The following is a 23,763-nucleotide window of genomic DNA, read 5'->3' on the forward strand; positions in this document are numbered from 1 at the left end:
TATGACCCGCAGGGCGAAACAATCGATCGGTTTGTTCATAGGAATCGGATTCCTATTACAACTCGTTTGCGTCTCCTTCGCCCAAGTTTCCGGAAATTGCCCTATTTTGATCTCCTCTCAGGAAAAGAAATCGGAGGCATCGGAACTTCCTCCTTGTCATCACAATACATCCTCGGAAAAGCAAACTTCTGATTCTTCCGACCAAAAGGAGAATTGCTGCAGCAAGGATGCCCAGGTTTCCGTTTCCGAATTAAGCCAGAGCTTAGATTGGAAAAAATTAGGAATCCAGAAGGTTCTAGTGGATTGGTTTATTCCCTCCGAGAATCCGACTGTATTTTCCCTAAGCAATAAGGAGTTCGGTTTTCTCCTAGCCTTTCTACCTTCTTCTCCGCAAGAACAAAGCGTACTCCAAGTATTTTTGATTTAAGATTCTCATCTTCTTCTCTTCGTAAATTTTTAGGAGGAAGATATGAATCGCGCATTCATCGTCTCATTCATTATAATATTCTCATTTTCCCTTTCGGCCAAGGCCGAGAAAAAAGACCTAGAAGAGATTCTAGGAATACTAGCTACGGAACATCCCGAATCCAAATCCTTGGCGGGACTTTCCCAGGCTCATAAATCCCATTCGGAGGCGGCAGGTATCCTTCCGGATCCGAAAATCGGATTCGCTTATAGGAATTATCCCACTCGAAACGGATATTCACTAAATGGAGATCGTGCCCTGGATACTCCCACCATGACCGGGGTGGAGCTTTCCATTTCCCAAGAGTTTCCATTTCCGGGAAAACTAGGAACGGAGAAAAGAATCTCCAAACTCATGCAAAACGAAGCCTCTTTCGCATATATGTCGGGGGTAAATAGAATTCTTGGAGAATTCTTTTCTAAATTAAATCGCTACCAGCATTCGGAAAAGAAAAAGGCCATTAACGATAAGATCCTAGTCGTTCTAGGCGCCCAAAAATCCATTAGCGAAAGTTCCTACGCTTACGGAGGAAACACTCTCTCAGGCGTTCTGAAATCCGCCGTGGCAAAAACGGAAGCCGCAGAAAAGGAGACGGAGTATTCTACCCAACTCAAGGACCTAAGGTCCCAATTGGAATATTACCAAATCTCCAATAAGCTTTCTTTCCAAGAGATCCGCGAATTGGAATTGGATTCTTTCCTGGACAAGAAATTCGAGGAACTGGAGAATTTGGTCGGCTCCGAAGCGAAATTAGTCGAAGAAAGTCCAGAGTACAAGATCCAAACCGAAGAGGAAAAACGACTTAAGGAACAGGCCAAATTGGCGAAATATTCCCTGGCTCCCCAAACGGAAGTATTCTTTTCCTACATGAAGAGAAGATCCCAGACCTACGCTCTGGACCAAGGCCCCCTGAATTACGGACTCATGGATAGTACGGAATATAGAGGAGATCTATTCAGTTTGGGCATGAACATGCGAGTGCCGTTCTGGTCCGCCTTCAAATGGAATTCCATCACCGGAGAAAGCGAACACCTTGCGGAAGTAGGAAAAGACTCCGTAGAAAAGACAAGAATCCAAATGCGTTCCGAGTTGAATCGTAGCCTATCCCTGGCGAAAGGAACGATGGATCAGATCCGTCTTGTGGAAAAAAGACTCATCCCTGAATTGGAGCGCTCCGCAAGAGCCGGTTCCTACCAATATGCGGCGGAAAAATCCACGGTCCAAGACAGTCTGCTCGCGCAAACTGAGATTCTAAACGCTAAAATAAGATTGGAGGATTTGAAGGAACGTAAGAACGAATCCGTTCTGAACGCCTTGAAACTTTTAAGCCTTATCTATAAAGAGAACGAAATTCCAAACCACGATAAACACAATACGGGAGATAAAAAATGAAATTAGCTCTTTTCCATCTTATACTTATCCTATCCATCGTTCTTTCCTTGCCGGTTTTCGCCCACGAGGGAAAGGAAACCTTCGTATTGAAAGAAGTCTCTAAGATCCACTCCGAGATCTTCGCCGAAAAACCGGGACCATTGGATACCAAGAAACTCTCCGACTTACTTAAGAAAGAAGCGGACAGTAAGAAAGACACCGAAGCATTTCGCAAAGCCGCTCCCATTGCGGAAGAGCTAGGGCGCACAAATGAATTGGATAAGAAGAGGGAACTCTTCCAAAAGCTTTCCGAGGCATTGGAACCTATCTTAGGGCATCATGATAAATCAGGAGTTTCCTTATTCTATTGTCCTATGCTGAAAAAGAAATGGCTCGCTTCCGGTAAGGAAATTCGAAACCCCTATGATAAAAAGATGAAAGGCTGCGGGGAGATCGTTCGTGAAGCCCAGTGATTTTTTGCCCAGGGCAAATCATACGATCTTGAGAGGACTCATTCGATCTTCTTTTATACTCGCAGTCTTATTCTTTATCGTAGAATGCGGGCATAAGAAAGAGATCTATTATTGCCCGATGCATCCGCATTATACATCGGATAAACCGGGTACTTGTCCTATCTGTAATATGGACCTCGTAAAAAAAGAGGATAGTAATTCGGACCATTCCGATCACGAGAAAAAATCCACTCTTTCTGAAGCTAAGCAAATGGAAGAAGGAGAACTTCTTCTTTCCAACGAAAAACAACAGTCCATCGGAATCAAGACCGAGGAGGTTGCATTGAGAGATCTGGCCAAAAAGTTCCGGGCTTATTCCAATGTCGCCTATGATCCCGAATTGTACGCCGCCTTGACGGAATACAAGGAAGCTTTACGGTCCTCTGCTGTGCTTTCCGATTCCGCTGGAATCGGTTTGGGAAACCTACAACTTAGATTACGACAGCTCGGACTCTCTCCCGACCAGATCCGACTCTGGGCCTCCGGAAAAAGGGACCCGTCCGAATTGATCCTAGGTGGAAAAGGGGGAAGGGCGCATATATATTCCCAGATCTACGAATCGGATCTCACCTCCGTAAAACCGGGCCTGGAAGTTCGATTCAAGACGGACGTCTATCCTGAAAAGGAATTTCCCGGAAAAATCCAAAGCATAGACACTATATTAGATAAAAATAACAGAACCTTGCGATTACGCAGCGAGGTATCGGATCCGCAGCATCTTCTCAAACCCCAAATGTTCGGAGAAGTGGAGATCGACTGGAAATTGAAGAGAATTTTATCCGTTCCGACCTCCGCCATTCTGGATACGGGCAGAAGAAAAATCGTATATATGCAAACGGGACCCGACCGATTCCGCGCCGTAGAAGTAGAAACCGGCAAGTCCACGGATACTTGGACGGAAATTCTTTCCGGCCTAGAGCAAGGCCAGAGAGTCGTAAGCGAATCCACCTTTTTATTGGATTCGGAAGCAAAGATCCGATTCGGTTCCGGTTCCGAACCGCATGTACACTGAGGAGAATTTATGATCCAAAAGATAATTCGATTCTCCGCTGAGAACAAATTCTTAGTCATCGGGATTACCCTTCTTCTGCTCTTATCCTCTTACTTCGCAATGAAGAATATTCCTCTGGATGCGATTCCTGACCTTTCGGATACGCAGGTAATCGTCTATTCCCGCTGGGATAGAAGTCCGGATATCATAGAAGACCAAGTCACTTATCCAATCGTGACCTCTCTTTTGGGCGCACCCAAGATCAAGGTAGTCAGGGGATTTTCCGACTTCGGTTTCTCCTATGTTTACGTCATTTTTCAGGACGGAACGGATATCTATTGGGCGAGATCCCGGGTCTTGGAATATCTATCTAGAATCCAATCCTCTCTTCCTCCCGGAGTTAAGACGGAACTCGGACCGGATGCAAGCGCGGTCGGATGGGTTTACCAATACGCACTGGTGGATAAGGCAGGAAACAATTCCCTTTCCGATTTACGAACCTACCAGGATTTCCATTTACGCTACCTTCTGAACGCGGTTCCGGGAGTCTCTGAAGTCGCAGGCATAGGAGGATTCAAGAAACAATACCAAATCACAGTACATCCGAATGCTTTAAGATCCTATAATATAGATTTCGAAACCTTGGTAAGAAAAATCCGCGAAAGCAACCAGGAGACGGGCGGAAGGCTTCTGGAAATTTCCGGCGCTGAGTATATGGTGAGAGGTAGGGGATATCTATCTTCTTTGCAGGATATTGAGAATATTCCTCTCTCTACGGATCTGAACGGAGTCCCTATTCTTTTGAAGAATGTGGCCTCCGTACAACTCGGACCGGATATACGAAGAGGAATCGCCGATTTAGACGGAGAAGGGGACGTTGTAGGCGGCACAATCGTTATGCGCCACGGGGAAAACGCTCTCTCTGTGATAGAAAGAGTGAAGGAAAAACTATCCGAGATCAAGGAAAGCCTTCCTAAAGGTTCGGAACTGTTAGTTACCTACGATCGGTCGGAGCTCATAGAGCATGCCATTTCCAACCTACAATGGAAACTTATTGAAGAGATGCTCATAGTCTCCTTGGTGATTTTGATTTTTCTTTGGCACTTTCCTTCCGCGATCATCCCGATTCTTACGATTCCCATTTCCGTATTACTCGCCTTCATTCCCATGTATCTTGCGGACATTCACGCCAATATCATGTCTCTCGCCGGAATGGCGATCTCCATCGGAGTGCTTGTGGACGGTGCCATAGTGGAAGTCGAAAACGCTTACAAAAAATTGGAAGAATGGGAATCCGGGGGAAGAATCGGTGACTATCATGCGGTGAGATTGGAAGCTTTATTGGAAGTAGGACCTTCCGTTTTCTTTTCCCTACTTGTGATCGCTGTGGCGTTTTTCCCTATTTTTACGCTGGTAGACCAGGAGGGCAGACTCTTTAGACCTCTTGCATATTCTAAAAATATCGCGATGGCAGTGGCCGCTATTCTTGCAATCACGTTGGATCCGGCTCTACGTATGCTATTCACCAGAATGGAACCCTTCCGGTGGAAGAATCGCAGACTTTCCGAATTCGCAACCACTTTATTTGTTGGAAAATACTATCCGGAAGAAAAACATCCGGTGAGCAGGATACTTTTCCGCTTCTACGATCCGGTATGTCGTTGGGTATTACATAGACCGAAAAAAATTCTTCTTTCCGCGTTAGCCGTCACTCTTCTGACGATTCCTGTTTATCTCCATTTGGGATCGGAATTTATGCCTTCTCTTTACGAGGAGTCTCTTCTTTATATGCCTACGACCCTGCCGGGGATCTCCGTCGCGGAGGCTGAGAAACTCATGACCGTTATGGACAAGAAGTTGAAGAGTTTTCCGGAAGTAAAAAGGGTATTCGGAAAAGCGGGAAGATCCGAAACCGCAACCGATTCCGCCCCTTTCTCCATGATGGAAACCGTCGTTCTTCTTCGCCCGCAAAGCGAATGGAGAAAAGCGGATCGATTCTACTCCAACTTACCTAGAATCCTGCAGTATCCTTTTCTTCCTTTTACTTCCGAGAGAATCACTAAGGACGAGCTCATAGAAAAATTGAATCGTGAGATGCAATTTCCCGGCGTCACGAACGCTTGGACCATGCCGATCAAAACCCGTATCGATATGCTCAGCACAGGAATGAGAACTCCGATCGGAATCAAGATACTCGGCTCCTCTCTAGAAGAAATAGAAAGGATCGGCGTCGAGATCGAATCCGTTTTAAGAAAGGCGCCTGAAGTCAGAAACGTATTCGCGGAAAGAACTGCCGGAGGTTACTTTTTGGATCTGGAATTAAAACGGGAGAAGCTCGCGAGATACAATATCTCCGTGGATACCGCACAACAGATCATAGTAGCGGCAATAGGAGGAGAATCCATCACCCAAACGATCGAAGGTAGGGAAAGATTCTCCGTAAATTTAAGATACCCGAGAGAACTAAGGGACTCCGTCGAAAAGATAAAAGCAATCCTCGTCCCCACCCAAGCCTTCGGGCATGTTCCCATTTCCGAAATCGCGGACGTAAAGCAAAAGACAGGACCTTCTATGATCCGGGACGAAAACGGATTCTTGGCGGGCTACGTTTATGTGGATCCGTCCACTTCGGATATCGGAGGATTTGTGGACAGATCCAAAAAACTCGTTTCGGATTCCGTTCGCCTGCCTGTAGGATATTCCATCGTCTGGAGTGGACAATACGAGAATATGCTCCGAGTACGGGAGAGAATGAAATACGTTCTGCCCCTGACCTTGGCCATTATCTTTCTACTCCTATATCTGAACACAAAGTCCTACGCCAAGACTCTAATCGTACTTATGGCGGTACCATTCTCTTTGGTGGGAGCGGTAGGACTCTTGTATATCCTGGATTATAATGTGTCCGTCGCCGTCTGGGTGGGAATGATCGCCCTTATGGGATTAGATGCGGAAACGGGAGTGTTCATGCTTCTTTATCTGGATTTATCCTACGAAGACGCAAAAAAGAAAGGCAGATTAAGAAATAGGGAAGAATTGATCGAAGCGGTTGTACACGGAGCCGTCCATAGGGTTCGCCCAAAAATCATGACGGTTCTCGCCGCAATGATGGGGCTTTTGCCCATCATGTGGTCCGACGGAACGGGCTCGGACGTGATGAAGAGAATCGCTGCTCCTATGGTAGGAGGACTCGTGACGAGTTTCATTCTGGAATTGCTGGTCTATCCTCCTTTATACATGCTTTGGAAAGAGGGGAGGCTCACTCTTCCGAACCTATTTGCTACCAAAAAGAAATTCGGATTCGAAACGGCTCCTGCGCCAGTCGCATCCGCTCCGACTGGGATTTTGGACATGGAAGATTCCTATCCGGAAGCCGCCGAATCGGTTCGGAAGAAACCGAAAAAGAACATAAAAAAGAAGTAATTCACTAAAAGTTGATTTATGAGGTAAAAGAAAATGAGGAAAATTCTGACAATCCTATTAGGAATCGGCATCTGGGTTTCCTCCGCAGTCTATGCGGGAGATCAAACCAAAGAGCACGAGCACGGAAAGGACCATCACAAAGAACATGGAACTTCCAAAGACCACGAACACCATAAGGGAAATAAACCCGAGAAGGAAAAAGGACACGACCACGAAAAGCATAAGGAAGCCGAAAAGAAGAAATAACCAAGACCCATCCCGATTCTCGAGGCCTCAAACCGCTCGATTTGAGGATTATCAGAGAACGACCACTTCGACCGGATTCATTTCCGGTTGACGTTTTTTGTGAAATTAACACATAATGATAAACGATATAGGAGACTATGTTTCATGAAAAAAATTATCGCCCTGGCGGCTATATTGTTCGCTTTTGCCGGAAATCTTTCCGCTTTCACCGAACTGGACCAGCTGCTCATCAACGAAGCCACGACCCCGGATTTGAAAAAAATCGCTAAGGATTATTTCGCCAAGAAAGCCAAGGATCATAAAGAATTGGCCGAAAAGTATAAATCCCTAGCTAACCAATCCCACGGTGGAAAAGCAGTCGCCGACGAAGCCGACAAAAAGAAGTACAACAAGTTAGCCGAGCATTGTGAGAAGGAAGCTGCAGCTTACAAGGCACAGGCGGACAAATACTGATATAGAAACTTAGATCGCCGTACGTAAAAAAACCCGCCTTTTCCGGGCGGGTTTAAAACGTTCCTTAATACTTACTAACCGAATCTCTCGCTTAAAAGCTTCACTACTTGTTCCGGTCTCATATTTGCTTGGGCGAGCATTGCGACTCCGCTCTTGGTCAAAATCTGATTTTTAGTAAAGTCCACTATATGTTCCGCCATATCAGCGTCCCTTACCCGGCTTTCCGCTGCCACCATATTGATATAGTTGGCCTGCAGACCCTCCGCAGTGATTTCCAAACGGTTATAATAGGCTCCTAAGTCGGATCTCTGCTTGTTTACCCTTTGGATCGCATTGTCTAGAATCCCGATCATCGTGTTCGAAGAGGCCGGGGAGGACAGAGTTTGCTTCTTGCCGTTATTCTCCAATTGGAGAGCTCCCGCATTCATCGCATCCACGAATATCTCAAGCTTTTCGTTTTGATTGGGTCCGACATGCAATTGGATCGGATTCTTGGATTCTTTGGAATAGGAACCGCTCAAAGGACGAATCTTATTGAATTCGGCGGATTTCCCCAACCGATCCACTTCGTCTATCAGCTGATCCACTTCCAATTGAACCAGTTTCCGGTCGTCGTCGGAGTAGATCCCGTTGGAGGTCTGGATGGATAATTCCCGCAATCTTTGCAGAATATTATTTACCTGCTCCAAATTTCCTTCGGTTACCTGAATGAAGGAGACCCCATCCATAACGTTTCTTTCCGCCTGGGCAATCCCGCGGATTTGGGTACGCATCCTTTCGGATACGGCAAATCCTAAAGCGTCGTCACCGGCACGATTGATCCTCATTCCGGTGGAAAGCTTTTCGGTGGTCTTGTCCAGTTCGTTGTTGACTGTCTTCAGTACATTATTTGCACGAAGAGCGCTGATGTTGTGATTGATAATCATCAACAACCTCCCTGTAGCTAGAGTTCGGATCCGTCCGAACCGTATTTTCCAGACTTAGAGAAGAGTGGGGAACTCTTGCTCGTGGGGTCGGGTCCCACTGCGAATTTCACTCCCTTATTTTTGGGGGGAGATTTTTTTTTGAGATTTTTCCTAAAGACTAAAGGCGAAGTCGCCGATATTCCAAAAAGGGAAAAATCTATCTCGATCTTACCACTACAAACTCCGCTTCTGCAACTTTTTTTCCTATAAAACGGCTTTTCCTAGGGAAATTTAGGTAGTTTTCCGAATTCTGTCCCTTAAATCCTGGGTGGAAAGCAATGAAGATCTATACTAAAAAAGGGGATACCGGAACCACTTCTCTTGCCTCCGGTTCCCGTGTCTCCAAATCCGACAAACGAGTAGAGCTGTACGGCACAGCGGACGAATTGAATTCCTCCCTAGGGGTCGCGCTTTCCTTCCTTCGGGCCGATTCTTCTCTGAGACCCGGACTTGAAAGGATCCAAAATCTTCTTTTTGAATTGGGTTCGGAGCTTGCGGGATTCCGTAAGAAGGACGATACCTCCTGCATCTTGGAAGACGACATACTCTCCTTGGAAAAGGAGATCGATCTTTGGCAAGAGTCCCTGGTGCCTTTAAAGAATTTCATTCTACCGGGAGGCTCTGCGCCTTCCTCCTTTCTGCATATATCCCGTACGCTCGCAAGAAGACTAGAAAGAGATCTGGTCCGATATAAGGAAGAAGGGGCGGAAGTATTTCCGGAGAATCTTAGGTTCCTGAATCGACTCTCCGATTACCTTTTTGTAGCGGCTAGATTCGCGAACTTCGAATCCAAAATCGAGGAGCCTCAATGGAAGTCCAGAGCCAAGGGACAACAATAAGACATCCGCGAGGACTTTACGTCCTATTCTTCGTAGAAATGTGGGAAAGATTCTCCTTCTACGGAATGCGAGCCTTGCTTGTACTGTTTTTGACTAAGGCCTGGCTTATGGCCGATGCGAAAGCGAACCTGATCTATTCCTTCTATAATAGTCTCGTTTATTTCACTCCTATCGTAGGCGGATACCTCGCGGACCGCACATTAGGATATCGTAAATCGATTTTTCTAGGCGGATTTCTGATCATGATGGGGCATCTCTCCCTATCCTTGAACGAACCTAATTTCTTTTACGCAGGGCTGGGCTTTTTAATTTTAGGTAACGGATTTTTTAAACCATGTATATCCACCGTGGTGGGAAAAATCTACGAACTGGAAGGAAAAGAGGATCTCAAGGATTCCGGATTTACCATCTTCTATTTCGGAATCAACGCCGGAGCGGTCTTGGGAACCTGGGCCTGTGCCAATCTTGCGGAATATAAAGGCTGGCATTACGGATTCGGCGTAGCCGCTTTCGGGATGCTTTTAGGACTTCTCATTTTTTGGTTTTTAGGAAGAAGAATCGATCCTAAGGCATTCTCCTCCGTAACCGACTCTTCTCCTCTTTCGGAAACTTCCGCCTCGACAGCTAATCCCAAAACGGATCGGGAAAAAATCCTCGCCATTTTAGTTTTCTCCGCTGTCACGATTACTTTTTGGGCCTCCTTCGAGCAGATGGGCTCGACCATGAATCTGATCATTGACAGATATGTGGACAGAAACGTATTCGGATGGGAAATACCGGCAGCCAATTACCAATCCTTAAATCCTATTTTCGTAATGTTGCTGTCTCTACTGTTTTCTTGGGCCTGGAAAAAGACGGAAGAATCGGGGATCCATGTCTCTTCGGTCACCAAATTCTGTTTGGGGCTCGTCGTCTTGGCTTTGGGCTTTCTGTTACTTTCTGTCGTGACGGCAGGATCGTCTGAAAAAATTTCCTCTCTCTGGATCGTTCTGGGATTCTTTCTTTTGACGAGCGGAGAATTATTCGTTTCTCCCGTGGGCCTTTCCTTAGTCACGAAACTTGCCCCGGTAAGAATCGCTTCCATGATGATGGGGATTTGGTTTCTAGCCACAGTGTTCGGACATTCCTTGGCCGGATTCTTGGCGTTGTTTATGGGAAAGCAGGATTCTCTTTCCAGATTCTTTCTCATCTTCTTCTCTTTACCTACGTTGACCGCAATTTGTCTTTTTCTATTTCGTAAGAAACTCGAATCCTGGATGCACGGAATCAAATAATGAAAAGAATATTCTTATCCCTCCTATTCTTAGGCGCGAGTCTTTCCTTGAACGCCGATCCGTTTCAGGATCTATTGAAATCGGATTGGAACCAAAGCCAAAGTCTTCTTATTAAAAATTCCGTTTTCCAAAGATTGGGAAAAAGAGCAGGCGAAAAGGATGTACTCGTCATAACGAAGAATGTAGTTCCTTGGGCCATCCTGGAAGGGGTAACTCCGGAGAAAACGGCGGATCTCATCGTGAACCTGGATTATTCGGTTCGCTCCGGACTGACTTTCGAAGAAGCGGAAGACGCAATCCCTGTTTCCTCCAAAAGGGATCTTTCTCCGGAAGACTTCAGCTATATCGGCTTGTACTTCAAGGAAACCAAAAAAGCGGAGATTCGAGAAGAGGTACGAAATCGATTCGTGGAAGCTGCCTTGGAAAAGAAATGGGACGGTTTCTCCATTCTTGCCGGGGGGAGAGCGCTTATCTCCGGAAAACTGGTGGACTTCCCGCAGAACCGTTTAGCCTCCAAGATACTCACCCAAATGCCCGGTAAAGGCAGATCGGTTCCATTCGAAAAAATCGAATCCGGCTTTAAGAATTCCCTGGATTCCAAATTGGAAGGAGGAGCTTATATTCTTCTTTCTAATTTAAAAAAATTGCATGCGGGAGAAAAGGAGACCTCGGGCTCCGGAAAATTATCCGCGGCACGATCCATTGAATCCTCTTTGGACGAGGTAGGAGGAATCGTAATCGGAGACAGGCCGAGAATCGAACCCTTGCCGGATCCTCCTCTGATTCCGAATCTACCCGAACCAGGTGAGCCGGAAGATCAAAAACCCCCCAAGGAAGGTTGGGAGACTCTCACCGCTAGCGTTTTGAGAAAAGTCGCCTCCGAATGGGTAGGAACTCCTTATAAATGGGCCAACGCTTCCAAGACCGGAACGGATTGTTCCGGATTCACCTATAGAGCTCTTACCGATGGTAGGGTCGGAGTTCCGGAAAAAATGGTCTCCCGTGCTTCCAGCGCTCAAACAAAAATCGGAGTGGGAGTCTCTCATAGTCAAATGCGTGCCGGGGATCTGATATTTTTCTCCGCTTCTCCGAACCAATCCAAGGTGACTCATGTGGGTTTGGTATTGTCCGGAGAAGATTTCGCGCACGCCTCGTCCACTCGCGGAGTCGTCATAGATAAGATCCGAATGAAATGGTGGTTGGACCGATTCGTCCTCTCCAGAAGACTTTTTAAAAAAGTAATAGAATAGCCCCACAGGTCCGGCACGATCCTCCAGTACGGTTCCTGAGTGATTCTCGCTTCGCGTGAATCGTATCGAAGGGCGAAGGGGACCGTACTGAACCTGGGGCGTGATTTACTCGGCGAGATTCATTTTTTCCACGATTTCGACCAGGACTTTGGCTTTAAAGATTTGGTCCGGATTGGAAAGAATTTCCTGTTTTTTTTGTAGATTGAAATTTAAAATCGAGGAGATAAAGTCCACCGGAAAAGGATGGCTCCATAGATCATTCATTCTTAGGATCAGTTCCTCGTTGGCGCCTTCAGTTAAGAGGATTCGTTTTGTGAAATATAGAATCCGATCGAAAGTTTCCTGGAATTCCAGATTGTCTAAATAGCGTTCGTCCGGATCGATCTTGTCCACCATTCCGATCCGAAAGGGCTCCATGGTTTGGTATTCTTGCAATTTGGCGATTCCCTTTCCTTCCAATAGAATATTGGATCTTCCGTCGGGCAACGGTTCTCTCCGAACGATTTGCCCCCATCCGAATATATTTTCGATTTCCGGATGAGCATCGCTCCCATGCGCGGATGCTTTGAAAGGAGCTACGGCTAATTCTTCTCCCGATTCGTAACAATAATCCAACATCATCCTGTATCTGGGTTCGAAGATATGCAGGGGAAGAAAAGTGCCCGGAAAGAGAATGACTTCCGGAAGAGGGAAGATAGGAATTGTAGTTCTTGACACCTGCCAGTTATCCTAACCTTTTGAAGGGAAAACGCAAATAAAATAGTAACCTCGGTTAGAAATTGTATTACTTAAATAAAAATCGTTATCTCCAGGCCGCTTCTCATCTTTCCCAAACCAAGATCATAATCATAGGCGATTTGATCCTGGACGAATATCTCATAGGCGAGGTAAATCGCATCTCGCCCGAAGCTCCGGTTCCGGTCGTCTGGGTACGAAACGAGAAGATGACTCTAGGGGGAGCGGGAAACGTAGTCAAAAATCTCTCTAAGCTCGGAGTACAATCCTTCGTCTTCGGTAGAGCGGGTGCGGATAAGACCTCAGAGATTCTGGACAAACTCTTGGAGTCCGAGAATACCGATCCTCGAAAGAATACTATCCTTCGTTCCGAAAACGTTCCTACGATCCTGAAGACCCGAGTCATTGCAGGTCACCAGCAAGTATGTAGGATAGACAGAGAAGAGACTATTCCCTTGAACAAGGAAGAAGAGAAAGCTCTTCTAAAAGGATTTTCCGAACTAATACAAGAAGCGAGCGGAGTCGTTCTCTCCGATTACGATAAAGGAACTCTGACCCCGACTCTGATCCGTGAAATCATAGATATTTCCGTTAAAAACGGTAAGATCGTAACCGTGGATCCGCAAGTGTCTCATTTCTTCCAGTATGAAAAATCCAGCGTGATGACCCCGAACCACCACGAAGCGGGAAAGGCCTTAGGCAAAAAATTGGATTCGGATTCGGATGTAGAGGCTGCGGCAAGAGAGATCGCGGAAAGGCTGCATTCTCCTTCCATGATGATTACCCGAGGCGAAAAAGGGATGAGTCTGTATATTTCTTCGGAAAACAAGACCTACCATATTCCGACAGTAGCTAGAGAAGTCTTCGACGTAACCGGTGCGGGAGATACTGTCATCTCGGTTTATACCGCCTTTCTCGCGGCAGGATTAGGAGAATTGGAATCGGCTTTGGTAGCGAACGCCGCTGCGGGCGTAGTCGTAGGAAAATTGGGAGCGGAGACGGTTTCACCCGAGGAACTCTTACAAGCCTTGGAAAAAAGAGGGATCTTCCGTTGAAGGATTCTTTCTCCCGATGCGTTTCTAAGATCATTCCCTTCGGAGACGCTAAAAAAATTTCGGAGCAAATCCGCTCTTCTAAGAAAATCGTTTTTACGAACGGAGTATTCGACCTAGTGCACAAAGGACATCTTAGCTATCTTGCCGAGGCAAGAGATCTAGGAGATTGTCTCTGGGTAGGACTGAATTCCGACGCCTCCGTGAAGCGGCTCAAGGGTCCGGAACGTCCCGTCCATCCGGAAGAGGACCGGGCCCTTCTTCTTTCTTGTCTTTCTTTCGTGGATTTCATTACTGTTTTCGGCGAGGACACGCCTTTAGAACTCATCTCCAGAGTCGCTCCCCATATTCATACCAAGGGAGGGGATTATGATGTGGAAGCCTTACCGGAGACTCCCTTGGTTCGTAGTCTAGGTGGAGAAGTGAAAATTCTTCCCTTTGTGCCCGGATTCTCCAGCACGGACCTGATCCGCAGGATCCGTTCTACCCCCTAAACGGGGAATTTCTTCCAGAATAAGATGGCCTTTGCCGGAAATTCCGAGTTGGATTTTCCGCGACTGAAGAAAACTCTGTTCAGCAGGTAGGAGACTGGCTTGTCCAAGACTAAGTTTATTTTCGTGACCGGAGGAGTTTGCTCCTCATTGGGAAAGGGGGTTTCCGCAGCCGCCCTCGGATGCCTTCTGGAAAGTAGGGGATATACCGTTTCTCTGCAGAAAATGGACCCTTATATCAATATTGATCCGGGAACCATGAGTCCGTACCAGCACGGAGAGGTTTACGTAACCGAAGACGGTGCCGAGACGGATCTGGATTTGGGGTATTATGAGAGATTTACTAAGTCCAAGTTCACTCGTAAGAACTCCGTTTCCACAGGACAGATTTATAATACCGTTATCCAAAGAGAAAGAAAAGGGGACTATTTAGGAAGAACCGTCCAAGTCGTTCCACATATCACCAACGAAATTAGAAATAGAATCTACACTCTTGCTCGCGAAAATGCGACGGACTTCGTGATCGTAGAGATAGGAGGAACCGTAGGCGACATCGAATCCATTCCTTTCTTGGAAGCGATCCGACAAATGAGATACGAACATGGTCCCACTCAAGTACTATTCATCCATGTGACTCTAGTTCCTACAATCACCGTAGCGGGAGAAGCTAAGACCAAACCGACCCAACACTCCGTAAAAGAACTCTTAGCTTTAGGAATCCAACCGGACATTTTGATCTGTAGGGTCAATCAACCCATGCCCAAGGAGATGAAGAGTAAAATCTCCTCCTTCTGTAACGTGAAAGAGGAGAATGTGATCTCCGCCTCCGACATCAGCACTTCCATCTACGAAATCCCCAAGATGTACAAAGAGGAAAAATTGGATCAAGTCGTTCTAAAGACACTGGGACTGGAACTCGGAAAATCCAATTTCACCGAATGGGAAAAAATCATCAAGAGCCTCCAATCCGCTAAACATACGGTCCAGATCGCCGTGGTGGGAAAATATATTTCTTTGCATGACGCTTACCGTTCCGTTTACGAAAGCCTTTCCCACGGGGGAATCGCTAACGAAGCCAATGTGGAATTCATAAAAGTCGATCCGGAAAAACTGGATAAAACGAACGTGAAAGACGTTCTGAAATCTGCGCATGGAGTTCTCGTTCCGGGAGGTTTCGGAGACAGAGGCATCGAAGGAAAGATCGCCGCCATCCAATATGCTAGAACCAAAGGAATTCCTTTCTTCGGAATCTGTTTGGGAATGCAATGTGCGGTGATCGAATATGCACGTAATGTATTGGGTCTAAGGGAAGCCAATTCCACCGAGTTCCGTCCCGATTCTCCCGACCCGGTCATTTCTCTCATAGAGGAACAAATGGATATAGACCAAATGGGCGGAACGATGAGGCTCGGCTCTTATCCATGTAAAATCAAAAAGAACACCCTGGCTTTCAACGAATACAAACAAGAACTCATCTACGAAAGACATAGACATAGATTCGAGTTTACGAACCGATACAAACAGATCTTCGAAGAAAAGGGAATGGTCCTCTCCGGTATTTCTCCCGACGAAAATCTGATCGAAATCGTGGAAATTCCCGACCACCCTTGGTTTATCGGAGTCCAGTTCCATCCGGAATTCACCGGAAAGCCCACTAAGCCGCATCCATTATTCGCGGGTTTCATTCGCGCGGCAGTCAAATTAGCAAGGAAGTAAGAATGAGCGATCGCACGGCACAGGAAAGGGAATTTTTAGGCGGTTCTAAAATAGGAGGGGCAAATCCCTTCTTTCTGATCGCCGGTCCCTGCGTGATGGAAAACAGAGACCTTTTAGACGGGGTCTGCGCCCAGATGCAGGAAATTTGCGCGGAACTAAAGATTCCTTTTATCTTCAAGAGCAGCTTCGATAAGGCGAATCGTTCCTCCGTAAATTCTTACCGTGGTCCGGGTTTATCCGAAGGGATCAAACATCTGGAGTATATTAAGAATAAATACAACGTTCCGGTCTTAACCGATATCCACGAGACTTCCCAAATCGGTCCTTTAAAAGACGTAATCGACGTGTACCAGATTCCCGCTTTTCTTTGCAGACAGACGGATCTGATCGCGGAATCCGCAAAGACAGGAAAATGGGTAAACGTGAAGAAGGGACAATTTCTCGCTCCGCAAGATTGCCGTCATATCAAGACCAAAGTGCAGGAATCCGGTTCCGAAAAATATCTAGTAACGGAAAGAGGAAGCACCTTCGGTTACGGGAATCTTGTCTTCGACGGTAGAACGGTTCCTATTTTACACGGATATGATATTCCGGTCGTATTCGACGCAACTCATTCCGCTCAATTGCCCGGAGCCGCAGGAAATATCACCGGGGGACAAAGAGAATTCATTCCCAGTATAGTAAGAAGCGCTGTCGCTTTGGGAATCGAAGGAATCTTCATGGAAGTGCATCCGGATCCAGCAAAGGCTCTTTCGGATGCCACCACGCAGTATCCGCTCTCCGAAGTGAAATCTTTATTAAAGGAATTAGTCGGTTTAGATCGCTACGTTAAACAGGAAATTCTAAACCGTAACTAAGCGAAGACTTTGATTTCCATCCGAAAACTCCTAGTCTCCCTGGACCGGGAAAAATTAAAGAAATACGGACCGATGACTCTATTCGGTTCCGTTCTAATATTAATTCTTTCCTTTTTTATCTTTAGAGGAAAGCCGGGAACGAAGTACAGCCGGGTCGAGGGGGAAAGGGAAAAAGGCTCCACCGTATCCTTCAAGAATTTCCAAAAGGATCAGTACGACGATACAGGTACTGTACTATGGAAATTGAAGGCGGAAGAAGCGTATCTTTTCGCAAAAGAAAAAAGATACGTGCTCTATGGAGTGGATTTCGATCAGTACGAAAATGGTAAGTTCAAATCCAAACTGACCGGCAAAAAAGGGGATATCAATCAATCCAAACACCTGATAGTATTGGAAGGGGATATCGTCTTGAGGACGGTGGAAAATCGAACTCTCAAAGCCAAGTCTCTACAATACAACGAAGAAACAAAGGAACTTACCTCTAACGAAGAGGTGATCATCGACGCCAACGGCACTTTTATCCGCGGAGTCGGACTAAAAGCGGATAAGGATCTGAACAAATTTACCATTCTTCGCCCCTCCGCCATCACTCAGGGCGGCGCTAATCCTCTTTCTTCCCCTAAATGAGCCATGCTAAAACGTCTTTTTATAATATTCTTATTTATTGCTGCTTCTTCTCTTCTTTCCCACAGCAGGCCGCCGCTTCTTTTTTCTCCCGAAAGCTTGGACAGAAAATCCTTCGAAGGAATCGGGGAACCGGATCCTAAACGACAGGAAAGTTTTCCCACCTATTGGGGAGCGAGCGCCCTAACCCAAGAGGACAGGGAAGTGCAAGGGCTCAAGGTCACCATATTCAGTTTAGAGGGAGGGGCTTGGATCCAACATAAGAAAGTCAAATTGGGCGCGAATAGAATCGAAGTCTACGGCAAGGAGGCTTATAAGGCCTATCTGAAAAACGGGGTACATGTGGAGGACCAGGAAAACGGGACCACTCTAAGAGCCGGAGTGGGAGAATACGATAAATACTCCGAAATGGTCTATATCCGGGAAAGGCCCAGATTATACTTCCGTGATAAGACCGGCAAACAAACGGTCATCTCCGCGGTGACGATAGAAAGGGAACTTTCCACCAAGGTCACTAAATTTAAAGGCGGGGTAATCGTTTCCCATCCTGAAATTACGATCTTCTGTTCGGAGGCCGTCTTCAAGGAATCGGAGCATACGATTAGTACGGATCCGAATCCTATTCTTCTCTCCAAAAATCGTTATCTTACCGGACAGAGGCTTACATTCTATACGAACGAAAGTCGTATCGTTTTAGAAGAAAAGAATGTACTCTTTCAAACCGCAATCGAGACCAAAAAGGACCAAGAAGGAAAAGAAGCGAACGAGACGGTTCTGACCATCCTAAAAGGGGACAAGATAGATAGCGGACCGAACCAGGAAAACGAAAGGACGGTTCGGCTCTCCGGCAACGCAACCGTTCTTAGAAAGGATCTGAAAATCACAGCGGACGCGATCGAATCCGTAGGAGGAGACTCGAGGATCATTAAGGCCAAGCAGAATATCAAGGTGCATGATCGGGAGAATCGACTCCTTCTCTCCGGACATATTTTCGAATTCTTTCGCCAAGAGGATTACCTTCATCTTAGAGAAGAAGCTAAGATGGAATTCTTGGACAAGGATTCCTCCAACGTTACGAGTACAGTCTTCGCACAAGAGTTCGAAAGATTTACAGATAAAAAAGAAACAGTGATCCGAGGCGATATCCGAATCAAGGCCAAGAATACCGACGCATTAGGAGAATACGCAACCTATTATGAGAATGATGAATCGATCATTCTAGAGGGAAATCCGCGTATCGATCGGGCCGGTAAGTTGTTGAGAGCGGGAAAAATCGTCTTTTATCCCAGAGAAGGAAGATCAATTCTGACCGAAGGGGTCCATTTAGGAAATTAAAGAGCAGAATGGGACAAAGAATCCGATGTCAAAATCTAGTAAAAATCTATAATGGTCGCAAGGTAGTAGACGGAGTCACATTCGATGTCCGTAAAGGCGAAGTCGTTGGCCTGCTCGGACCCAACGGTGCCGGAAAAACCACATCATTCTATATGTCAGTCGGATTCGTTCAACCGGATTCGGGACACGTATTCATAGATAACGAAGACGTAACGGAAGCGCCTATGCACGTTCGTGCTAAATTAGGAGTCGGTTATCTAGCGCAAGAGGCTTCCATTTTTCGTAAGCTAACGGTGGCGGAAAATCTGGAAGCGATTTTGGAGACTCTCAAAATTCCTCGTTCGGAAATCGTACGAAGAAGAGACGAACTACTGTTAGAACTGCAAATTATGAGGGTCGCCAATCAAAAAGGGTTTACACTCTCGGGAGGAGAAAGAAGAAGATGCGAGATCGCCCGGGCATTGGTAACAAATCCGGACTTTATCCTTCTTGACGAGCCGTTCGCGGGAGTGGATCCTATAGCTGTTAAAGATATTCAGACCGTTATAAATAGTTTAAAACAGAAAGGGCTGGGGATTTTAATTACCGACCATAACGTTCGGGAAACCTTGAAAATTACGGATCGTGCATATATCATGCACAGTGGGAGAATCCTTATCGCGGGAACTCCCAAAGAATTGGTGAACGATAAGGAAGCCAAGAGAATGTATTTAGGAGAGGACTTCAAACTGTGAACCTCAACCACCAGTTAGTCCAGAAACAGACTCAAAAGTTGGTCATGACGCAGGATCTGCGCCAGTCGATCGAGCTTCTGCCTCTGTCTACCCTGGAACTAGCGGACCGAATCAGCGCCGAGCTGGTGGAAAACCCTATGCTGGAGGAAGAGCTGTCCTCCGAGAGAAGCAAAAGTCCCGAACTTTACTCTGTGGATGATTTACGCAGAAAAGAGAAAAACGATTTTCTCAAGAATTCGGATCAGGGCTGGCAGGATTCCTTCAGTCTGGACAAGCCGCAATATCGAGGAACCGACGCCTCCGATAGAAATCAAAAATACATAGAGTCTTCTCCCAATACCCAGTCCCTGTCAGAGCACCTTCTCTGGCAATTGCGGATCTCCTCCCTAAAAGGAAAGGAGATGGAGATCGCGGAAATTCTGGTCTCGATGCTGGACGATAGAGGTTTCATTTCCCAAACCAAAGAAGAGCTAGCGGCAGAAATCGGCGTCAGCACCAAAATCATCCGCAAAGTATTGGAGCAAATCCATCAATTGGATCCTCTGGGAATCGGCGCGGGTAGCATCCAGGAAACCTTATTGGTCCAGGCAAAGATACTAAAGCCCGAAGATAAGAATCTTCACGAACTTATCGCGGTGTATCTGAAGGACCTGGAAAAACTGGATTACCGTGGAATCTCCAAAAAAATGGGACTACCGGTAGAGTCGATAGAGGCTATGGCTGCCGACATCAAAAAGCTCGAACCGTTTCCTGCCACTTTATATACTCCTAAAAAACCGGATTACGTCGTTCCGGACGTGATCATTCGTGAAATCGACGGAGAATTTAGTATTCTTCTGAACGACGAATGGCTTCCCAAACTTAAGATCAACAAAGAATATAAAGGAATCTTAAAGAAGGGCGCAAAGGACTCCGACAGGGAATATATCTCCTCCAAATTGAATTCTGCGGAATGGCTGATTCGTTCCGTAAATCAAAGAAGACAAACTCTTTATAGAGTAGTCTCCGCAATCATAGAGCTGCAGACCGAATTCTTTCGTAAGGGAGTTCGTTTCCTAAGACCTCTTACTCTCAAAGATATCGCGGAGAGATTGGATCTGCACGAATCCACAGTTTCCAGAATTACATCCAATAAGTATGTCCAGACTTCTTGGGGGATTTTGGAATTGAAATGGTTCTTCTCCTCCGGATTAAAATCCAAAACTTCGGAAGGGGGAATGGAGTCCTCAAAGACGATTCACGATATCATCCGCAATTTAGTAAAAGAAGAAGATCCGGAAAATCCTCTCTCCGACCAAGACATAGTCGAAAAAATAGAGAGCAAGGGAATCGAGATCGCAAGACGCACAGTCGCGAAATACAGAAAAATTCTGAAAATTCTTCCTTCCAACCAAAGGAAGAAGGTAAAATCTCTGGAAGCCAGGTGATCAGATGTCCGTTCCCGGAATCAACGTATCGAATATTCTAAACGACCACCCCGAACTCGGGTTAAAGCTCATCGCCGGAGAAGCAGGCTTACAGAATCGTATCCATAGCTCCGAAATCAATCGCCCAGGTCTTTCTTTGACCGGCTTTTACGAAAGTTTCGCTCACGATCGTATACAAATCTTCGGAAAAGGAGAATGGGCTTATATCACTTCCCATGAAGGGGAAAGCTTGCTAAAGATCGCAGCCGACTTCTTTCATTTCCATCTGAACTGCATCATATTCACTCACGGCAATCCTCCTCCTCCAATTTTCGTGGAATATTGCGATAGGTTGAATATTCCTCTTTTAGGTTCCGACGTATCCACTCACAAATTCATCACTTTGATTTCCCAAATCCTGGATAGAAGTCTCGCTCCTAGAACCATGAGGCACGGAGTTCTCATAGAAGTCTTCGGGATAGGAATTCTTCTCTCCGGAAAAAGCGGCGTAGGAAAAAGCGAGACCGCTTTGGAATTAATAGAAAGGGGACATCGTCTAGTCGCCGACGATATGGTGGAGATCCGAAGATTATCGGAAAGCTATCTGATCGGTACCTGCTCGGATCTTTTAAGACACCATATGGAGATACGAGGATTAGGAATCCTGAATATTAAGGATATTTTCGGAATCGGTTCCGTCCGGGATCATAAACTGATAGAACTGATCATCCATCTGGAAGAATGGACCGACGAGAAGGAATTCGACCGCACCGGTCTCGAAAACAGAACGGAAGAAGTTCTGGGTGTGAATATTCCTCTCATCAAGTTACCGGTTCGACCCGGAAGAAATATCCCTATTATCGTGGAAACTGCAGCCATGAACCAGCGCTTAAAAAAACTAGGTAAGAATGCTGCGGCAGAATTCAGCCAAAAACTAAATCTTTATTTGCAGCAAGGGAAAGTTGAAAGAAATCCACCTCAAAATTAACGAACAAAGCACCGGTATGCACGCCCGCCCCGCCTCCGTCTTCGTAAACTGCGCCTCCAAGTACAATTGCGAGGTGTTGGTATCCAAGGATGGCGTGGAAGTAAACGGAAAAAGTATTATGGGACTCATGATGTTGGCTCTCGCTCCGGGACAGGAATTTACGATTAAAACCCTAGGAGACCAGGAAGAGGAAGCGGGATCCGCGCTCGCAAAATTGGTGGAGAGCGATTTTGCGGTATGAGTCTGTTCCCTTTTAGGAACGAGGAGAATCGCTACTACTTCAGGGATTTATTCATACTCTCGGGAGTGATTCTTTTCGGAATATTCTTAGCGGAACTCATTCATTTCAGACAAAATTCCGACTTTCATTTCGTAGATAGGATCCTAGTTTACTTTTATTATACGGTCCCTCTATTCATTCTTTTCTTGGCTCTTTCCTACTTTTATAGGAATAAACGTAATCTGGAAACGGGCAGACTCAAGAGCTCGATACGGTATAGACTTTCTCTTTCCTTTCTATTCGTAGCGATACTTCCTTCGATTCCCATCTTCTTTCTTTCTTCCAATATAATCGGTAAGGTGTTCGAAGGATTCTACGGCTTGGATATCGCCCAAGCCTTGGATTCGGGAGATTATTTCATTCGCAAGGAATTAGCGGGAGAAAAAAGGGATTTGATAGAAAAGGCGAAACTTTTGCGCAATCTAGTCCTCCAAGAACGTCCGAACGCGCATGTATTGACCGAAAGATCCAACCAACTGGACCTCATCTCGAATCCGAACTATTATGTGGGATGGCATGAAAATCATACTCTCATGTTGGAGAGTCGCACCTTAAAGATCCCCATGACAGATGCCGGCCAATTCATTGATTCCGAGGAGGAAGGAATCCAAGAGAATATCAATGTGCAACCCAATTCCGCCTATTATCTTTTAAAGATACAGGCAAAGGATCCGAGTAAATATTTGATTCTGGGAAAACGTATTTTTTCGGGAGAAGAAGAGAAGGCCTATGCTCTCTGGAACACTCGTAGAAACTATCTAGCTGCGAATCTTGCGAAAGAAAAACTTCCTTACGAAATCCGCCTTACGGTGAGTCTCATTACTATCTTTACCTTTTTATTATCCATCATATTCTCTCTGGTATTTGCGCGAAAAATTTCCAGACCCATCATAGATCTCGCGAACGCCACCCAAAAAGTTTCCTTAGGCGATACGGATATCAATCTTCCGTTAACCGAAGGAGGGGAGATCGGAGCCTTGGTCGAGTCCTTCAATCAGATGGTCAAGGATCTCAAATCCAAGAACGAAGAATTGATGCATTCCCAAAGAATCGCCGCCTGGAAAGAAGTCGCTCAGAGAATGGCTCACGAAATCAAGAATCCTCTCACGCCTATCCAATTGTCAGCGGAGAGAATCCGTAGAAAATTGAATGCTAGCGTTCCTGAAAATTTCCAAGAGATCGTCACAAAAGGAACGGAGACGATCATAGGACAGGTAAAAATTTTAGAACATCTGGTGAACGAATTCTCCGAATTCGCGAGAATGCCGGCACCTAGACTCATTAACCAACACTTGGAACCTGTCGTTTTAGAAAGCGCAAAATTATTCGAACATTCTCCCGGAATCCAAATCGAATTGAACCTCGGCAAAAATCTCCCGGAAATTTTTCTGGATAAGAAACTATTCCAAGGAATCATGAATAATCTCTTCAAGAACGCGGTCGAAGCCATAGAAAAGAGAAAAGCAAAGGAAGAGTCTACTTCTTTAGTAGGAAAAATCCGCATCACTACGAAACTAGACAGAAGGATCATGAGAAGATCCGTGGTGCTACTCGTAGAAGATAACGGGATCGGCATTTCGCCCGATTATAGATCCAAAGTATTCGAACCTTATTATTCCACTAAGGACGAGCACACCTCCGGAATCGGCCTTGCAATCGTTCAGAAAACTGTGATTGACCATAACGGTCATATTTCCGTAGATTCGTCTGAGCTGGGCGGATGCAAATTCCGGATCGAACTCCCTGTAGCCTGAT

Annotated in this window: 23 protein-coding genes; 21 read left to right on the forward strand and 2 right to left on the reverse strand. The window is 46.0% G+C overall.

Annotation, left to right across the window (positions count from 1 at the left end):
* The first annotated feature begins 1 nt into the window (after position 1).
* From LEP1GSC061_RS08250 to LEP1GSC061_RS08280, 7 genes are all read left to right on the forward strand, one after another.
* Positions 2 to 427 carry a hypothetical protein gene (locus LEP1GSC061_RS08250; protein ID WP_016544300.1) on the forward strand — a complete coding sequence of 142 codons (426 nt, stop codon included), beginning with the start codon at positions 2 to 4 and terminating at the stop codon, positions 425 to 427.
* 42 nt (positions 428 to 469) lie between these two features.
* On the forward strand, positions 470 to 1,858 hold the full coding sequence (locus LEP1GSC061_RS08255) for a TolC family protein (RefSeq protein WP_016544856.1): 1,389 nt from the start codon (positions 470 to 472) through the stop codon (positions 1,856 to 1,858).
* On the forward strand, positions 1,855 to 2,310 hold the full coding sequence (locus tag LEP1GSC061_RS08260) for an LIC13259/LIC11441 family protein (protein ID WP_016544503.1): 456 nt from the start codon (positions 1,855 to 1,857) through the stop codon (positions 2,308 to 2,310). Before LEP1GSC061_RS08255 ends, LEP1GSC061_RS08260 begins: the two co-directional genes overlap by 4 nt.
* 25 nt (positions 2,311 to 2,335) lie before the next feature.
* Positions 2,336 to 3,361 (forward strand): efflux RND transporter periplasmic adaptor subunit, encoded by a 1,026-nt coding sequence (locus tag LEP1GSC061_RS08265; RefSeq protein ID WP_415751829.1) that lies wholly within the window; start codon positions 2,336 to 2,338, stop codon positions 3,359 to 3,361.
* Between the two features lie 9 nt (positions 3,362 to 3,370).
* Positions 3,371 to 6,763, forward strand: a complete 3,393-nt coding sequence (locus tag LEP1GSC061_RS08270) for an efflux RND transporter permease subunit (RefSeq protein ID WP_016544697.1) — start codon at positions 3,371 to 3,373, stop codon at positions 6,761 to 6,763.
* A gap of 33 nt (positions 6,764 to 6,796) precedes the next feature.
* Positions 6,797 to 7,009 (forward strand): hypothetical protein, encoded by a 213-nt coding sequence (locus LEP1GSC061_RS08275; RefSeq protein WP_040508139.1) that lies wholly within the window; start codon positions 6,797 to 6,799, stop codon positions 7,007 to 7,009.
* A gap of 144 nt (positions 7,010 to 7,153) precedes the next feature.
* A complete protein-coding gene (locus tag LEP1GSC061_RS08280) occupies positions 7,154 to 7,462 on the forward strand; it encodes an LIC_10421 family protein (RefSeq protein WP_016545084.1) in 309 nt (102 codons plus the stop codon).
* Between the two features lie 74 nt (positions 7,463 to 7,536).
* Here LEP1GSC061_RS08280 and LEP1GSC061_RS08285 read toward each other — a convergent pair whose 3' ends face one another.
* Positions 7,537 to 8,388 (reverse strand): flagellin N-terminal helical domain-containing protein, encoded by an 852-nt coding sequence (locus tag LEP1GSC061_RS08285; protein WP_016544695.1) that lies wholly within the window; start codon positions 8,386 to 8,388, stop codon positions 7,537 to 7,539.
* A gap of 317 nt (positions 8,389 to 8,705) precedes the next feature.
* Between LEP1GSC061_RS08285 and LEP1GSC061_RS08290 the strand changes: the two genes are divergently transcribed.
* Genes LEP1GSC061_RS08290 through LEP1GSC061_RS08300 form a run of 3 tightly spaced genes read left to right on the forward strand, consistent with a single transcriptional unit; the run spans position 8,706 to position 11,790 of the window.
* Positions 8,706 to 9,266: a cob(I)yrinic acid a,c-diamide adenosyltransferase gene (locus tag LEP1GSC061_RS08290; protein WP_016544570.1), complete on the forward strand. Its 561-nt coding sequence runs from the start codon at positions 8,706 to 8,708 to the stop codon at positions 9,264 to 9,266.
* On the forward strand, positions 9,236 to 10,540 hold the full coding sequence (locus LEP1GSC061_RS08295; protein ID WP_016544841.1) for a peptide MFS transporter: 1,305 nt from the start codon (positions 9,236 to 9,238) through the stop codon (positions 10,538 to 10,540). Before LEP1GSC061_RS08290 ends, LEP1GSC061_RS08295 begins: the two co-directional genes overlap by 31 nt.
* On the forward strand, positions 10,540 to 11,790 hold the full coding sequence (locus LEP1GSC061_RS08300) for a C40 family peptidase (RefSeq protein WP_016544331.1): 1,251 nt from the start codon (positions 10,540 to 10,542) through the stop codon (positions 11,788 to 11,790). Before LEP1GSC061_RS08295 ends, LEP1GSC061_RS08300 begins: the two co-directional genes overlap by 1 nt.
* 105 nt (positions 11,791 to 11,895) lie before the next feature.
* On the opposite strand, the gene LEP1GSC061_RS08305 is transcribed toward LEP1GSC061_RS08300, so the two are convergent.
* The gene (locus LEP1GSC061_RS08305; protein WP_016544913.1) at positions 11,896 to 12,507 is read right to left on the reverse strand and encodes an LON peptidase substrate-binding domain-containing protein; all 612 of its coding nucleotides are present in this window, start codon (positions 12,505 to 12,507) and stop codon (positions 11,896 to 11,898) included.
* A 62-nt stretch (positions 12,508 to 12,569) separates the two neighbouring features.
* Between LEP1GSC061_RS08305 and rfaE1 the strand changes: the two genes are divergently transcribed.
* The 11 genes from rfaE1 (at position 12,570) to LEP1GSC061_RS08360 (ending at position 23,762) form a co-directional block, all read left to right on the forward strand.
* A complete protein-coding gene (gene rfaE1 / locus LEP1GSC061_RS08310; protein WP_016544599.1) occupies positions 12,570 to 13,580 on the forward strand; it encodes a D-glycero-beta-D-manno-heptose-7-phosphate kinase in 1,011 nt (336 codons plus the stop codon).
* Positions 13,577 to 14,071, forward strand: a complete 495-nt coding sequence (gene rfaE2, locus LEP1GSC061_RS08315) for a D-glycero-beta-D-manno-heptose 1-phosphate adenylyltransferase (protein ID WP_016544254.1) — start codon at positions 13,577 to 13,579, stop codon at positions 14,069 to 14,071. Before rfaE1 ends, rfaE2 begins: the two co-directional genes overlap by 4 nt.
* A gap of 99 nt (positions 14,072 to 14,170) precedes the next feature.
* Positions 14,171 to 15,784, forward strand: a complete 1,614-nt coding sequence (locus LEP1GSC061_RS08320; protein ID WP_016544824.1) for a CTP synthase — start codon at positions 14,171 to 14,173, stop codon at positions 15,782 to 15,784.
* Between the two features lie 2 nt (positions 15,785 to 15,786).
* Positions 15,787 to 16,641, forward strand: a complete 855-nt coding sequence (gene kdsA, locus LEP1GSC061_RS08325) for a 3-deoxy-8-phosphooctulonate synthase (RefSeq protein ID WP_016544498.1) — start codon at positions 15,787 to 15,789, stop codon at positions 16,639 to 16,641.
* Between the two features lie 72 nt (positions 16,642 to 16,713).
* Complete coding sequence (gene lptC / locus LEP1GSC061_RS08330; protein WP_040508278.1) at positions 16,714 to 17,268, forward strand: LPS export ABC transporter periplasmic protein LptC; 555 nt, start codon at positions 16,714 to 16,716, stop codon at positions 17,266 to 17,268.
* A gap of 3 nt (positions 17,269 to 17,271) precedes the next feature.
* Complete coding sequence (locus LEP1GSC061_RS08335; RefSeq protein WP_016544260.1) at positions 17,272 to 18,600, forward strand: LptA/OstA family protein; 1,329 nt, start codon at positions 17,272 to 17,274, stop codon at positions 18,598 to 18,600.
* Between the two features lie 8 nt (positions 18,601 to 18,608).
* Positions 18,609 to 19,334: an LPS export ABC transporter ATP-binding protein gene (gene lptB, locus LEP1GSC061_RS08340; RefSeq protein ID WP_016544377.1), complete on the forward strand. Its 726-nt coding sequence runs from the start codon at positions 18,609 to 18,611 to the stop codon at positions 19,332 to 19,334.
* Positions 19,331 to 20,761, forward strand: coding sequence for an RNA polymerase factor sigma-54 (rpoN, locus tag LEP1GSC061_RS08345; protein ID WP_016544478.1), 1,431 nt, complete (start codon positions 19,331 to 19,333; stop codon positions 20,759 to 20,761). Before lptB ends, rpoN begins: the two co-directional genes overlap by 4 nt.
* A gap of 4 nt (positions 20,762 to 20,765) precedes the next feature.
* Positions 20,766 to 21,728, forward strand: a complete 963-nt coding sequence (gene hprK / locus LEP1GSC061_RS08350) for an HPr(Ser) kinase/phosphatase (protein ID WP_016544588.1) — start codon at positions 20,766 to 20,768, stop codon at positions 21,726 to 21,728.
* Positions 21,703 to 21,969: an HPr family phosphocarrier protein gene (locus LEP1GSC061_RS08355; protein WP_198014244.1), complete on the forward strand. Its 267-nt coding sequence runs from the start codon at positions 21,703 to 21,705 to the stop codon at positions 21,967 to 21,969. The genes hprK and LEP1GSC061_RS08355 overlap by 26 nt, the downstream gene beginning before the upstream one ends.
* A complete protein-coding gene (locus LEP1GSC061_RS08360; RefSeq protein WP_016544415.1) occupies positions 21,966 to 23,762 on the forward strand; it encodes an LIC_11548 family sensor histidine kinase in 1,797 nt (598 codons plus the stop codon). The genes LEP1GSC061_RS08355 and LEP1GSC061_RS08360 overlap by 4 nt, the downstream gene beginning before the upstream one ends.
* The last annotated feature ends 1 nt before the right edge of the window (position 23,763 follow it).

The sequence above is a fragment of the Leptospira wolffii serovar Khorat str. Khorat-H2 genome (assembly GCF_000306115.2).
Lineage (GTDB): Bacteria > Spirochaetota > Leptospiria > Leptospirales > Leptospiraceae > Leptospira_B > Leptospira_B wolffii.

Bases quoted from the DNA above. Each gene is read 5' to 3' on its own strand.
- LEP1GSC061_RS08250 (WP_016544300.1), top strand. From the start codon at position 2: ATGACCCGCAGGGCGAAACAATCGATCGGTTTGTTCATAGGAATCGGA.
- LEP1GSC061_RS08255 (WP_016544856.1), top strand. From the start codon at position 470: ATGAATCGCGCATTCATCGTCTCATTCATTATAATATTCTCATTTTCC.
- LEP1GSC061_RS08260 (WP_016544503.1), top strand. From the start codon at position 1,855: ATGAAATTAGCTCTTTTCCATCTTATACTTATCCTATCCATCGTTCTT.
- LEP1GSC061_RS08270 (WP_016544697.1), top strand. From the start codon at position 3,371: ATGATCCAAAAGATAATTCGATTCTCCGCTGAGAACAAATTCTTAGTC.
- LEP1GSC061_RS08275 (WP_040508139.1), top strand. From the start codon at position 6,797: ATGAGGAAAATTCTGACAATCCTATTAGGAATCGGCATCTGGGTTTCC.
- LEP1GSC061_RS08280 (WP_016545084.1), top strand. From the start codon at position 7,154: ATGAAAAAAATTATCGCCCTGGCGGCTATATTGTTCGCTTTTGCCGGA.
- LEP1GSC061_RS08285 (WP_016544695.1), bottom strand. From the start codon at position 8,388: ATGATTATCAATCACAACATCAGCGCTCTTCGTGCAAATAATGTACTG.
- LEP1GSC061_RS08290 (WP_016544570.1), top strand. From the start codon at position 8,706: ATGAAGATCTATACTAAAAAAGGGGATACCGGAACCACTTCTCTTGCC.
- LEP1GSC061_RS08295 (WP_016544841.1), top strand. From the start codon at position 9,236: ATGGAAGTCCAGAGCCAAGGGACAACAATAAGACATCCGCGAGGACTT.
- LEP1GSC061_RS08300 (WP_016544331.1), top strand. From the start codon at position 10,540: ATGAAAAGAATATTCTTATCCCTCCTATTCTTAGGCGCGAGTCTTTCC.
- kdsA (WP_016544498.1), top strand. From the start codon at position 15,787: ATGAGCGATCGCACGGCACAGGAAAGGGAATTTTTAGGCGGTTCTAAA.
- lptC (WP_040508278.1), top strand. From the start codon at position 16,714: ATGACTCTATTCGGTTCCGTTCTAATATTAATTCTTTCCTTTTTTATC.
- LEP1GSC061_RS08335 (WP_016544260.1), top strand. From the start codon at position 17,272: ATGCTAAAACGTCTTTTTATAATATTCTTATTTATTGCTGCTTCTTCT.
- lptB (WP_016544377.1), top strand. From the start codon at position 18,609: ATGGGACAAAGAATCCGATGTCAAAATCTAGTAAAAATCTATAATGGT.
- hprK (WP_016544588.1), top strand. From the start codon at position 20,766: ATGTCCGTTCCCGGAATCAACGTATCGAATATTCTAAACGACCACCCC.
- LEP1GSC061_RS08360 (WP_016544415.1), top strand. From the start codon at position 21,966: ATGAGTCTGTTCCCTTTTAGGAACGAGGAGAATCGCTACTACTTCAGG.